Here is a 12,259-nt window from a genome sequence, read left to right as displayed (position 1 = left end):
CACTCCTCAACTTATATAATAACTTAATATGATGTCACCATTTTCCTCGAATTCACCCGTCTCCTGAAACCCGGATTTCTTATATAAAGCGTTTGCCACCTTGTTGTGCGGCACATGAGATACCCTGATTTGCTTGCAATCGGTTCTCTCTTTTAACTTATGAATGACTTCCTTGATCGCCAGTTTGGCGTATCCTTTCCCCTGGTATTTCTCATCAATCATGAATCGAAGTATCCAATAATATCCATCATTATATATCTCATTATCAAATAAAATAAAGCCTACCATACGGTCCTCTGCAAAAATTCCATATGGCTTCGAGGTGATCTCCTTCGTCGCATGTATTAAGGAATCTGCATTGCTTGCTACCAAATTTAGTTGGTCTTCGCGCGGTTGAAGCTGAATGCACGCTAATTTGTTTTCCTTGGTTATACGTTGTAGTGTTACTTGCTTTTCATTCATATTCACATATTTCCCCTTGAATTAAATGACTAGATTTTTTTGATCAAAATAATCTCCAAAGGCTGCGTTTCCAGCAATAGAGAGCCTGCATCAACATACCCCAATTTTCTATAAAAGTGTTGTGCATGTTCATCTGACTGTGTAGAAGTCATTACCGTATCAAACCCTTTTTGCTTCATCAGGTGCTCCCAGTGCTGTACGACGGCTCTGCCAATCCCTCCACTCCGATAGGGCTCGTCGATCCAGATCATATTCATGAAAGGAATGTTATCCCAAAAATACCCGTACCTCATCCATCCAATTCTTGATTCTTGCTCCCATATCATCAGGATTTCGTTCTCTTTGATCTTTGTCTCCACAAGCGAAGGATGGATATGTCGATCTCGTTCAAGAATATAACTGTAATCGGTTTCATCAGCATGTATAATTTTCATTGTCATTGCTCCTCCCATTAAACTACGTCCATCATAACCCAAAATGTGGAATACGCAACACAAAAAACCACGAATATTCGTGGTTTCATATGTCGGTACCATTTCCCTATGACCTACAAAGATCCGCTCACCAACTGCCCTCTGTACCATACCGCCTGTCGTGCAGATCTTCTGGCAACAGCTTCCGCAGAACAACTTGCGTGAACTAATATAAAGCTAGCCGTGTCCCCTACCTTCGGCCACACCTGTTGTCCCTTAGAATCTAGCGTTGTCATCCCACCTGTGACAAATGCAAGCGACTGAGACAAGGACAGCTCATCGTTAAACCCGTACAGTTCGGCGAAACGACCCGCTTTCTCCAGTTGATCCCCATTGCCAAATGGAGACCAATGATCCGTCAAGCTATCTGTCGCCAGCTTCACGTTCACCCCATGTCGATGGAGCATCGGAAGGGGCATCATCATTTTACCGATAGGCACGGTCGAAACAACGCTCATACCAAGGGAGGCCATTCGTTTGGCCATATCTTCCGTTTCCTGCTGTTCCGCGCGGGCGAACCAGAACGCATGGCTTACGGTAACTTTGCCCTGAAGTCCCGCTTCTTCAGTCAAATCAGCCAACCGCAGCAATGTTTGTTTACCCGGTTCTCCGGATTCATGCAAATGAATATCGATGCCTGCCTGATACTGAACAGCCAGTTCGACCATTGCATTTAGCGATTTCTCGATATGCTCGTCCACAGTGTGAGGATCAAGTCCACCTACATGAGTGGCCCCTTCCGCCATGGCTTGACGCATGAGTTCAACCGATTTAGAGCGGAGAAGTCCATGCTGCGGGAAAGCGACGATTTCAGCGGATATTTTGCCCGAAAATGTCTCCAATGCCTGCTTCGTCGCTTCCAGCCGTTTCAACCCGCTAACCGGTTCAATATTGCAATGACTGCGCACATGAGTGGACCCATACCCTTGAATCAGGCTCAGAATGCTCTCCGCCTGACGTTTGGCATGGGGTAACAGCTTGGGCAGCAATACTTCCTCTTCTTCGATCCGTTCGAAAATGCTGGAGATGCGTCGCACCGCTTTCCATGGTCCGTCGTAATACGTTTTATCCAAATGAATATGTCCTTCCTCGAACGAAGGCAACAGCAGCAGTCCTTTACCATCAACCTGTGGCAACTCGCTTGTTAATTCCATATCCCCATCCACAATAGCTGCAATGACTCCATCTTCAATCCGCAGATGACCAAGGCTTGTCCGGGTGCCCGTTACCTGCCCGTCTTCCATTACATAACTTTGCTCCAATAATACGTTGGTTAACCAGTATTCCTGCTTCAACATGGTCACTCCCTCTTTCCACTCGGTCTATCGTGCATCGAGTACCGATTCATCTGTGGTCAATGGTACCATAGGACTTCATTCAGCAAAAATAGTTAAAACGTTGGTGTTCCATACGATTATCGTTTAGATATTATTGGCCCTCCCCGTTAGTATACGAAGTGTGATATATCCCAAAGCTTGAATCACAAATACCAAAGCCACAAACTCAACCAGAATGCTGTTGCCTGCACTTAAATCATTCATGATATCCTTCAAAATGAGTCCAGGCTGCTTCAAGACATCCCAACTATTCCACCGATTAAATCTCCCGATGTATACTCCTAGACTGCTCAGGAGTAAAATAACGCCTACAACTACCATGCTGCTAAATGGGTTTAAACGTTTATTTAACAATCTGTGGATTTGATGTATCGAGCAAATGGACAGAATTAAACCCAGTATAGCTACGACAAACGTTAGGCTGAGGCTATACCAAAAATCAATATTAACCCAGAATTTAGTTTCCTCTTGAGAATCAAAGTATCTGAATGCATGCAGAATTTCTGTGAAAAGATATGCCGAATTCGGTAGCAAGAACAACCAGCCTGCACACATCACCCCGACCAATGCGATACTCGTTTTTGTAAGTTTCAGATGGTATACATAACTAATTGTTGATGAAATGATGAATGGAACCCATGCTAAGAAAATGTCCCACGTCAAAAATTGATACATGTTTGTGTCTGATTTGGTACGCAAGTTGACAGCAACAAGCAGGCAGCCTATGGTAGCAATGATTAAAACACTACTCAATTTTAAATAAAATGTATTTTTATGATTGTTCATTTCTTCCCTTCCATTTCCCTTTCCTTGGTGGTATGCCTGAGCAGTCCGGATCCCCTGATCATCGATCTCATAAACGAACCATGACTCCGCCTTCCTAATAATCTATGTCCATCATAACCCAAAATGTGGTATATACGAAAATTTTAGGATCGTTTGAGCCATTTACAGTGACAGCTCCCAGCCAATCATTATTATTTTAACGAATCCAGAACACCCTATTTAGCGAAATTCCACGGATCAATCATCGTAATGAACCACAGACACCTTATTCCCTTGCTTTGTGAGTCTTAGCGCATCAATCTGCAGGTTTTTACCGGAATAAGGCGCCTGACGTTCGTTAGCTTTTGCATATCACGCTATTGGTCACAATAAGGTGTAGGAGATTCGGTAGCATCGTGACTCAGAAGGAAAAGAAAACTTCCGCGATATTTCCGTTTAGCATCCATTCTTCTAACCGTTAACCGTAGACAATGCAAAAAAACAGGCACTAGGAAGTGCCTGTACAGATTGAGAACCGAGCGAAGCACTTAGCGATAGTTCACTGCTTCTTTTTTATATGAAAATATGATGATCAGAAATTAAACCGCGCATGCCCGCCATTGGTCACGCCTTCGATCTGTTCAATGTCCAGCAGTCTTCGCTTCATCTCCAGTCCTCCGCGAAAACCGGTCAGCTTGCGGTTGGCACCGATTATGCGATGACACGGCAGCAGTACCGGAACGGGGTTGGCTCCATTGGCTGCCCCAACAGCTCGCACCGCTGAAGGTCTTCCCACCGCAGCCGCAATGTCGCCATAGGTTCTTGTCTCACCATAAGGAACATTTCCCAACTCTGTCCATACCTGCTGTTGGAATGCCGTTCCAATCAGATCGAGCGGGATTGTATCTGTAAAAGCCACTTTGTCTCCGGCAAAATAGGATTGCAGCCAATCCATCATGCCTGTCTGCTTCAACGCTGATTCGTTCTCTTCGAGCTCCACTCCAGGAGCAATTCGTCCAATCCAGCTGCTCCAATCTTCCAGCGTTTCATTGGGCATAATGACCCGGCATAACCCTTTTTCGGTGGCAAGCAATACCCACGGACGACCGTCTAATTCCATTTTGGTCCACATGATGCTCTTTCTCATACGTTTATCGTCCTTTCCCCTGCAGGTTTATATCTGGTTTCTTTTTTTCGTTATGCACACATACTACACACGAACCGTTTTTTTCACTTTTCGCTTCATGCTACGGATGATCTGCTTCGTCTCCGGATCAACACGATAGGACTCCGTTATTTTCTGAAGAGCCTTATTATACGTAAAATCGTCCAATGTGTTGTCCTGCAAATAACGCATCGTGGCTGCTGGCTGTTTCACATAAGCGATGGAAATTGCCCAGGCCACTGCCATTTTCACATAGTACCCTTCGTGATGAATGGTATCTAATGAAGCAAGCACTCTGCTGATATATTTTTCTTCCATATAAAAGTTCAACAGCATCACAACCCCGAAGCGAATGTCATACTCCTGGTTGGATACCAGATAGGGCTGCAAGAAATGCCATACCTCATCCAGATGTGTCTTTGTATATTTCAAACCACCGCAGAAGCTGTCACATACCGACCAGTTATCTATTTTGGGAACAAACCAGGCAATATGCTGCAGAAGTTCCTCAATATCCGCTTGGGCATGACCGATAACCATCGCTTGCAACATCACTTCTTCAAAATAATCATCATCAGCTGTTTTCAGATAGGCACGCCAGTCCTCTTTGACGATTTGTTTCGCCATCTTGCGTATTTCAGGCAGTCTCACACCTAGCAGATTCGTGATATTCGGAATGAGCGCAGCCGAGAATTTCTGATATTCCGGTTCGACCAGAGATAACAATTGTGTTCTTACAACCGATTCCACATGTCTCCTCCTCATCGGGTTTTCTAGATCAAGTATATCCCGGCAGCATCCATTTGTAAGCCCATATCGAATGTTTTAGCAAGATTACAATATCCTTTTCCGGTGGTCGTTGTTTAACTGCCATTCCTTTTCGTTTAAGAATACGGAGTTGAAACCATTTGAAATATGTTCAACCAAACATTTACACAATAACGGAGAGGACAGAAATAACCTGAAGAAGCGAAGCGTTCGCCTAAAAGCTTTCTGAAAGAAAGCTACATCGGAAGCATACGCTATCCCCGGATTTTCCCTTTTCAGAAAGGAATCAAAGAAATCTGGGGATAACAGCGATCGGAAGGTTGTTCTGTCATCGGAGTGCCAGTGTAAATATTCATTTGTTGAACCCATCTAGAAAGGAGACTACATATGAATCGATCCCATCCCAAAAAAGATGTTTCGGTTGAAGAGATTACGGAGCTCCTTGTGCAATTCGTGCAAACCCAAAACTTGACCGAGTTTTACAAATGGGCCAAAGAACTGCATCCCTACGACCTTTCTCTCGTATATAAAAAGTTCCCTGAACAAGAGACAAAACGATTCTTACTCTTATTCAAACCGGACGTTCTCGCCGACATGGCAGAAGCGCTCACGCTTCACGAACAGGTACATCTATTCGAACAGTTAGGCCCGGAACGCACCCTTGAAGTCATGCAGCAAATGGACAAAAGTGATCTGATTCGCTTCATGCATGATCTGCCTCTCAAACGCAGAGAAGAACTGCTATCTACGATGAATCTGGATCACTCTTCAATTATCCGCTCCGTGCTGAACTATCCACCGGAGACGGCAGGACGAATTATGACCGATCGCTATCGTACCCTGTTATCGCATGAAACTGCAAAGGAAGCGCTGAGAGAACCACAGGCTACGCTGATTCCTGCAACCAGTTATCTGTATGTCACCGACGATGAAGGTAAACTGGTTGGAGTCGTGAGCTATCAAACCCTTGCCCAGGCAGATGACAAGACCAAAGTAGAAGAGCTGATGACCCGGCGTGTCATCCATGCAACAGTTGATATGGACCAGGAAGAAGCTGCACAGCTGCTGCAGCGTTATGAGTTTATGGCTCTACCTGTCGTGGATGAGAACCGTAGACTATGCGGTGTTATCCAAATGGATGATGTCATTGATATTATTATGGACGAAGCCAGTGAAGACATCGCCAAGATGGGTGGCGGCAGTAAAGACATTGATTTTGATACCAAACCGTTAGTTGCCGTCAGACGTCGCCTTCCTTGGCTGATTTTATTGTTATTTATCGGACTGATCTCGGGCAGCATCGTGGATTTTTTTGAGGACACGCTGAATCAGGTTGTGGCGCTGGCGTTCTTCATGCCCATGATCGCCGGTATGACAGGGAATACGGGTACGCAGTCCCTTGCTGTCGTTGTGCGCGGCTTGATTGGACGCAAGCTGGACAAGGCTACAGTACTCGCGCTAATTGGACGGGAGATTAAGGTAGGCACCCTGATTGGACTTGTATGCGGCTTGCTGATTACGGTCATCGCTTATTTCTGGCAAGGTGACTGGCTGCTCGGAGCCATTATTGGCGTATCCCTTTTCTTCACTCTCGTAATTGGAACACTGACTGGTACTTGCATTCCTCTTCTGCTCAGTCGTTTCAAAGTAGACCCTGCGGTTGCCTCCGGCCCATTAATCACAACGCTGAATGATATTTTGTCGTTGTTTATCTATTTCGGTATCGCCACTCGTTTTCTGGATGCCTTAATGTAAATCTCCTGTTTCATACACGAAGAAGTGCACAGAGAAAACAGACCACGATCCAGCGGATCACGGTCTGTTTCTGTATTTCGATATACCTTTCCATCTATCCTAGAGGCTAGAGGCGTCCGCTTCAAAACTGCATTTCAACACAGAACTACGCAGATCGTTTGTTTTTATTATAAATATCGAAGGCTACCGCCAGCAACAGTACCAAACCCTTGATGCCCTGCTGCCAGTCAATACCCAACCCGATCAGGGACATCCCGTTGTTCAGAACCCCCATGACCAAACCACCGATGATGGCACCGAATACGGTCCCTATTCCTCCGGAAGCGGAAGCTCCGCCGATAAAGCAGGCTGCAATGGCATCCAGCTCAAAGTTGGTACCGGCTCTTGGCGTAGCCGCATTCAGCCGCGCCGCGAAGATCAGACCGGAAATGGCGGCCATTACACCCATGTTGACAAATACCCAGAAGGTCACTTTTTTCGTTTTGACCCCGGACAGACCGGCAGCCTTTTCATTGCCTCCCAGTGCATATACATGGCGCCCCATCACGGTGCGGTTCATGATGAAGGAGTAGACAACAATTAATACAAACAGCAGAATCAGAATATTCGGAATGCCTGCATAGCTCGCAAGCATGAAAGTGAACAAATTCGTCACTACAGCCACGACCAGCAGCTTGAGCAGGAAGAGCCCCTGAGATACAACCTCGAAACCGTATTTTCGCTGGGAACGGCGCTCCCGCAGTTCATTTACGATATACCAGACCGTGAGAACAAGACCAACAATGATCGATACCAGACCGAGGCCAGATATTTGAATATCAGGCAGGAAGCCGGAGCTTATTTTCTGAAACCCTCCTGGAAAAGGAGAGATTGACTGGCCCTCCAGCACAATCATTGTCAAACCACGGAAGAGCAGCATGCCGGCCAGGGTAACGATAAATGCCGGAATCCGTACATATGCAATCCAGAAGCCCTGCCACGCTCCAATTAACGCACCGACCACCAAAGCAGCAATGACCGCCAGCCAGGCCGGAAGCTGCCAATCGACCATCATAATGGCGGCAACCGCCCCTACAAAAGCAGCAATCGAACCTACCGAGAGATCAATATGTCCGGTAATGATGACAAGCACCATACCGATGGCAAGTACAAGAATGTAACTGTTTTGCAAGATCAGATTCGTAATGTTGATCGGCTTGAGCAGCAGTCCCCCGGTCAGTACCTCAAACAGCAGCATAATGACAACCAGCGCGATAATCATGCCGTATTGCCGTATATTGTTTTTGAACAGTCTAGTTAACATTTCCATGCTTCCCGCCTCCTGACTTGGTCATATATCTCATCAACGTTTCCTGCGATGCTTCTTCCCGGCTGACTTCTCCCGTGATTCGTCCGGCATTCATCACATAGATTCGGTCACACAGGCCCAGTACCTCCGGCAGCTCGGATGAGATCACCAGCACACCCTTGCCCTCAGCGGCCAGCCGATGAATAATGGTATAAATTTCGAATTTGGCTCCGACATCGATGCCGCGTGTCGGTTCATCCAGAATGAGAATATCCGGTCCGGCAAAAATCCATTTGCTCAGCACCACCTTCTGCTGGTTCCCTCCGCTCAGATTGCCGGTTTTCTGCAAAATGCTAGGTGCCTTGATATTCATGCTTTTTTTCATATCCTCGGCTACCAGCACTTCCTCCCGTTCATTCACCACCGCATTTTTGGTCAGCTTGCCAAGACCCGTCAGGGAAATGTTCCGCTTGATATCGTCCATCAGAATCAGACCATATTCCTTGCGGTCCTCTGTCACGTAAGCGAAGCCGTTCTGAATCGCCTCCGTGACGCTGTTGTTCTGAATGGGCTTGCCCTCTTTGATGAGCTGGCCCGATATGCTGCGACCATAGGATTTGCCAAATATGCTCATCGCAAGCTCCGTGCGCCCTGCTCCCATCAAACCGGCAATGCCTACAATCTCGCCTCGTCTGATGTTCATATTGATCTGATCCAGCACCTTCCGGTCGGCATGATGCTCGTGATATACGGTCCAATCCTTCACTTCCAGGATGACTTCACCAATGCTCGCATGACGCTCCGGATAACGGCTGGTCAGATCACGCCCTACCATCCCGCTAATAATCCGGTCTTCAGTCACTTTGTCCTTTTTCATATCCAGTGTCTCGATTGTCTTGCCGTCCCGCAGTATGGTCACTGAATCCGACACCTTCGACACCTCGTTCAGCTTGTGCGAAATGAGAATACAGGCGATGCCCTGCTTCTTGAATTCCAGCATCAGCTGAAGCAGATTTTCACTGTCATCCTCGTTCAACGCCGCGGTAGGCTCATCCAGAATGAGCAGTCGCACCTTTTTGGAGAGCGCTTTCGCAATTTCAACCAGCTGCTGCTTACCCACACCGATGCTGGAAACCAGGGTGTTCGGATTTTCATTCAGGCCCACCTTGCCGAGTAATTCCCTTGTACCTACAAACGTTTCTTTCCAGTTGATAATGCCTTTGCTAGTACGCTCGTTGCCCAGATAGATATTTTCCGCAATTGAAAGGTAGGGAATGAGCGCCAGCTCCTGATGGATGATGACAATCCCCAGATCCTCGCTTTGCTTGATGTCCTTGAACTCACACGTTTTGCCCTGAAATAAAATATCCCCTTCATACGTTCCGTGCGGATATACACCGCTAAGCACCTTCATCAGCGTGGATTTGCCTGCGCCATTCTCACCGCATAACGCATGAATCTCGCCTTCTCTGACCTTGAGATTGACATTTTCCAGCGCTTTTACACCGGGAAATGTTTTGGTGATGCCCTTCATTTCCAGAATTATTCCGGCCATGGGATGTGCTCCTTTCACTTTTTATTTCAGTCCGATTTCTTCTTTCGTGTAATATTGACTGCCCACAATATCCTTCTCCACGTTGGTGCGATCCACAGAAATGGGGTCAAGCAAAAAGGCAGGAATCACCTTTATCCCGTTGTTATATGACTTTTCATCATTCACTTCTGCCGTTTTTCCTTGTAATATGCTGTTGGCCATCTCTACCGTCTTCTCCGCCAGCTTGCGGGTGTCCTTGAATATGGTCTGAGTCTGTTCCCCGGCCACAATGGACTTGATCGAAGCCAGTTCGGCATCCTGACCGGTAATCACCGGCAGAGGCTTGTTCGCTTTCCCGTAGCCAACCCCTTTTAACGATGAAATGATCCCGATACTGATCCCGTCATACGGGGATAACACCGCATCCAGGTTATCTGCCGAATAATAGGCACTGAGCAAATTATCCATTCGCGATTGGGCCAAGGCGCCATCCCAGCGCAGCGTCGCAATCTGGGCCATCGTGGTCTGCTTGCTTCGTACAATCAGCTTGCCGGAATCCATGTATGGCTTCAGGACCGACATCGCGCCGTCGAAAAAGAAGTAGGCGTTGTTGTCATCTGGAGAACCGCCAAACAGCTCAATGTTATAAGGACCTTTGCCCTCTTTGAGCCCCAGCTTCTGTTCAATGTAGGACGCCTGGAGCACGCCGACCTTGAAATTGTCAAAGGTCGCGTAATACGTCAAATAGGGAGTGTTGCGTATCAGGCGGTCATACGAAATGACCTGTATGCCCTGGTCATGCGCCTTCTTGATGACATCCGTCAGCGTATTGCCGTCAACAGACGCAATCACCATCACGTCCACACCCTTGGTGATCATGTTCTCAATCTGTGAGATTTGATTCTCCACCACGTCTTCTGCGTACTGCAAATCGGTTTTATACCCCTGCTCCTGAAAAAGACGAACCATGTTCTCCCCGTCGCCAACCCAGCGTTCGGAGGATTTCGTTGGCATCGAGATGCCGACATACCCTTTTTCCTTGCTGCCAGTTTCACTCTCAGCCAGGTTGCAGGCAGAGAGCATCAAGGTCATCACCAGCAGCCAGATGATCAGTGCTCCTTTTTTCATATGAACTTCCCCTTTCCTCAAATCATACGGACTTGAATGAATGATAAGATAACGCTTACAATGCATCCGATACATACAAGCTGTTGTTCCTGTCTGAGACCCATCTTATCATCACGGAACAGGAAGGTCTTTGCTGCATTTGAACCTTTTTTATAAATTTTTAACTTTTGTAACCAACGGGTTCAAGGATCAGGTGAAGAACAGGCCTGTTGTACGGAATAAATCATTCAGACATCGGCTAACAACAAAAAAGGACCCGCTCCGCTTGATACAAGCAGAACAAATCCCTTGATGAGAAACCCTTTTTAAACCAGCCTATTCACACTCCGATGAGACTCCCTCTCTTGTACCACCGCCTTTGCGATACTGTACAGGCGAGATGCCCATCGTTTTTTTGAACGCGGTACTAAAATAATGCTGCGTATCGTACCCTACATGCTCTGCAATCCGGTGGACAGGCAATGACGTAGAGTCCAGCAGCTGCACAGCCTTACGGATGCGGGCATGCGTGACAAGTGTCACGAAGGAGTCGTTCAGCTCTTTCTTGAGCACCCGGCTCAAATACACAGCAGATACTTGCAGGCGGGAAGCGAGCGACTCCAGCGTCAGATTCCGATCCGTATAGTCCTCTTGAATAAGCTGGCGTGCCCGGCGAACCAGCGGGGACAAACGGGCTTGTCCATATATAACTTCACGACACTCGCGATAGGTATCCGGCGCTTCCTTCAACGTACCCATGTGCGTCTCCATATGGACGTGAACGGCAATGTTCAGAGCGGAACTGACGGACTGTTCAATCGTGGACTCCATATCTGCCGAAGCCGCCTGCCACAGACATATGCCAATTAACCCGTTCGGTTCCCTGAACAGTACATGAGACAGGTCCGTCAGCAGCTCACTGATAATATTTTCCACAGCAAAAAGGAACAATTGACGATCATTTTCCCGCATAATGGTCTGTCTTGCTTCTGCCGCAGGCCAACGCACGATTCCGATCTGCACTGGCGGCGCAGAGGGCAGACGCAAAAACGAGAGCTGCTCGGTCAGCTTCTTTTCCTCCGCCTGTCCTTCCAGCCACTCCAGACAAAAGCGTTGGCGCAGCAGTGGGATATTGCGTTCAATCTGATCCGCAGCCTGTCTCACATACGCCGTACGCTTCCGTTCTTCATCCAACCGCTGACGCAGACGTGCAAGCGCCGAATACAGCTGTTCTGCCTGTACAGGCTTCAAAATATAATCCTCTACCCCTAGCCGAACCGCCTCCTGGGCATAAGCAAATTCATCATGTCCGGACACGATCACACAGCGGCAATTCGGACAGTCGACCTGAAGGCGGCGAATCAGATCGATCCCGTTCAGAAAGGGCATGTTCATATCAACCAAGATGATATCCACACCCAGACCTCTAGCCAGTTCCAGCGCTTCCTCGCCATCCTCTGCTTCTCCGGCAACCTCCATGCCCAGTGCTGTCCAGTCGGTTGAATCCCGAATCCCCTCCCGAATAATGGGCTCATCATCGGCAATCAGCACCCGGTAACGCTTCTCCAAATTCCCTGTCTCTGTCGTAGCCAAAGCTGTCATCTC

Annotated in this window: 11 protein-coding genes; 1 reads left to right on the top strand and 10 read right to left on the bottom strand. The window is 47.5% G+C overall.

What is annotated here, in order from left to right; genetic code table 11:
* Window positions 1–6: 6 nt before the first annotated feature.
* From HW560_RS13050 to HW560_RS13025, 6 genes are all read right to left on the bottom strand, one after another.
* Window positions 7–462 (bottom strand): GNAT family N-acetyltransferase, encoded by a 456-nt coding sequence (locus tag HW560_RS13050; protein ID WP_090903877.1) that lies wholly within the window; start codon window positions 460–462, stop codon window positions 7–9.
* A gap of 29 nt (window positions 463–491) precedes the next feature.
* The gene (locus HW560_RS13045) at window positions 492–896 is read right to left on the bottom strand and encodes a GNAT family N-acetyltransferase (protein ID WP_090903878.1); all 405 of its coding nucleotides are present in this window, start codon (window positions 894–896) and stop codon (window positions 492–494) included.
* A 113-nt stretch (window positions 897–1,009) separates the two neighbouring features.
* Window positions 1,010–2,233 carry an amidohydrolase gene (locus HW560_RS13040; RefSeq protein ID WP_179263344.1) on the bottom strand — a complete coding sequence of 408 codons (1,224 nt, stop codon included), beginning with the start codon at window positions 2,231–2,233 and terminating at the stop codon, window positions 1,010–1,012.
* A 123-nt stretch (window positions 2,234–2,356) separates the two neighbouring features.
* Complete coding sequence (locus HW560_RS13035) at window positions 2,357–3,058, bottom strand: DUF1361 domain-containing protein (protein ID WP_179263342.1); 702 nt, start codon at window positions 3,056–3,058, stop codon at window positions 2,357–2,359.
* A gap of 571 nt (window positions 3,059–3,629) precedes the next feature.
* Window positions 3,630–4,184, bottom strand: coding sequence for a methylated-DNA--[protein]-cysteine S-methyltransferase (locus tag HW560_RS13030; protein ID WP_090903881.1), 555 nt, complete (start codon window positions 4,182–4,184; stop codon window positions 3,630–3,632).
* 63 nt (window positions 4,185–4,247) lie between these two features.
* A complete protein-coding gene (locus HW560_RS13025; RefSeq protein WP_090903882.1) occupies window positions 4,248–4,952 on the bottom strand; it encodes a DNA alkylation repair protein in 705 nt (234 codons plus the stop codon).
* Between the two features lie 405 nt (window positions 4,953–5,357).
* Between HW560_RS13025 and mgtE the strand changes: the two genes are divergently transcribed.
* Window positions 5,358–6,725: a magnesium transporter gene (mgtE, locus tag HW560_RS13020; protein WP_179263340.1), complete on the top strand. Its 1,368-nt coding sequence runs from the start codon at window positions 5,358–5,360 to the stop codon at window positions 6,723–6,725.
* Between the two features lie 145 nt (window positions 6,726–6,870).
* On the opposite strand, the gene mmsB is transcribed toward mgtE, so the two are convergent.
* From mmsB to HW560_RS13000, 4 genes are all read right to left on the bottom strand, one after another.
* Complete coding sequence (gene mmsB / locus HW560_RS13015; protein WP_110001922.1) at window positions 6,871–8,034, bottom strand: multiple monosaccharide ABC transporter permease; 1,164 nt, start codon at window positions 8,032–8,034, stop codon at window positions 6,871–6,873.
* The gene (gene mmsA / locus HW560_RS13010) at window positions 8,018–9,568 is read right to left on the bottom strand and encodes a multiple monosaccharide ABC transporter ATP-binding protein (RefSeq protein ID WP_110001923.1); all 1,551 of its coding nucleotides are present in this window, start codon (window positions 9,566–9,568) and stop codon (window positions 8,018–8,020) included. The genes mmsB and mmsA overlap by 17 nt, the downstream gene beginning before the upstream one ends.
* Window positions 9,569–9,589: 21 nt before the next feature.
* A complete protein-coding gene (gene chvE / locus HW560_RS13005; RefSeq protein WP_090903886.1) occupies window positions 9,590–10,675 on the bottom strand; it encodes a multiple monosaccharide ABC transporter substrate-binding protein in 1,086 nt (361 codons plus the stop codon).
* A 315-nt stretch (window positions 10,676–10,990) separates the two neighbouring features.
* A complete protein-coding gene (locus HW560_RS13000) occupies window positions 10,991–12,256 on the bottom strand; it encodes a response regulator transcription factor (RefSeq protein WP_257032013.1) in 1,266 nt (421 codons plus the stop codon).
* Between the last annotated feature and the right edge of the window lie 3 nt (window positions 12,257–12,259).

The organism is Paenibacillus sp. E222 (assembly GCF_013401555.1).
GTDB lineage: Bacteria > Bacillota > Bacilli > Paenibacillales > Paenibacillaceae > Paenibacillus.
The sequence above is the reverse complement of the archived record's forward strand: the minus strand, read 5'-3'. Positions and strand labels throughout refer to the sequence as shown.

Bases quoted from the DNA above. Each gene is read 5' to 3' on its own strand.
- mmsA (WP_110001923.1), bottom strand. From the start codon at position 9,568: ATGGCCGGAATAATTCTGGAAATGAAGGGCATCACCAAAACATTTCCC.
- HW560_RS13035 (WP_179263342.1), bottom strand. From the start codon at position 3,058: ATGAACAATCATAAAAATACATTTTATTTAAAATTGAGTAGTGTTTTA.
- HW560_RS13030 (WP_090903881.1), bottom strand. From the start codon at position 4,184: ATGAGAAAGAGCATCATGTGGACCAAAATGGAATTAGACGGTCGTCCG.
- HW560_RS13040 (WP_179263344.1), bottom strand. From the start codon at position 2,233: ATGTTGAAGCAGGAATACTGGTTAACCAACGTATTATTGGAGCAAAGT.
- HW560_RS13050 (WP_090903877.1), bottom strand. From the start codon at position 462: ATGAATGAAAAGCAAGTAACACTACAACGTATAACCAAGGAAAACAAA.
- chvE (WP_090903886.1), bottom strand. From the start codon at position 10,675: ATGAAAAAAGGAGCACTGATCATCTGGCTGCTGGTGATGACCTTGATG.
- mmsB (WP_110001922.1), bottom strand. From the start codon at position 8,034: ATGGAAATGTTAACTAGACTGTTCAAAAACAATATACGGCAATACGGC.
- mgtE (WP_179263340.1), top strand. From the start codon at position 5,358: ATGAATCGATCCCATCCCAAAAAAGATGTTTCGGTTGAAGAGATTACG.
- HW560_RS13045 (WP_090903878.1), bottom strand. From the start codon at position 896: ATGAAAATTATACATGCTGATGAAACCGATTACAGTTATATTCTTGAA.
- HW560_RS13000 (WP_257032013.1), bottom strand. From the start codon at position 12,256: ATGACAGCTTTGGCTACGACAGAGACAGGGAATTTGGAGAAGCGTTAC.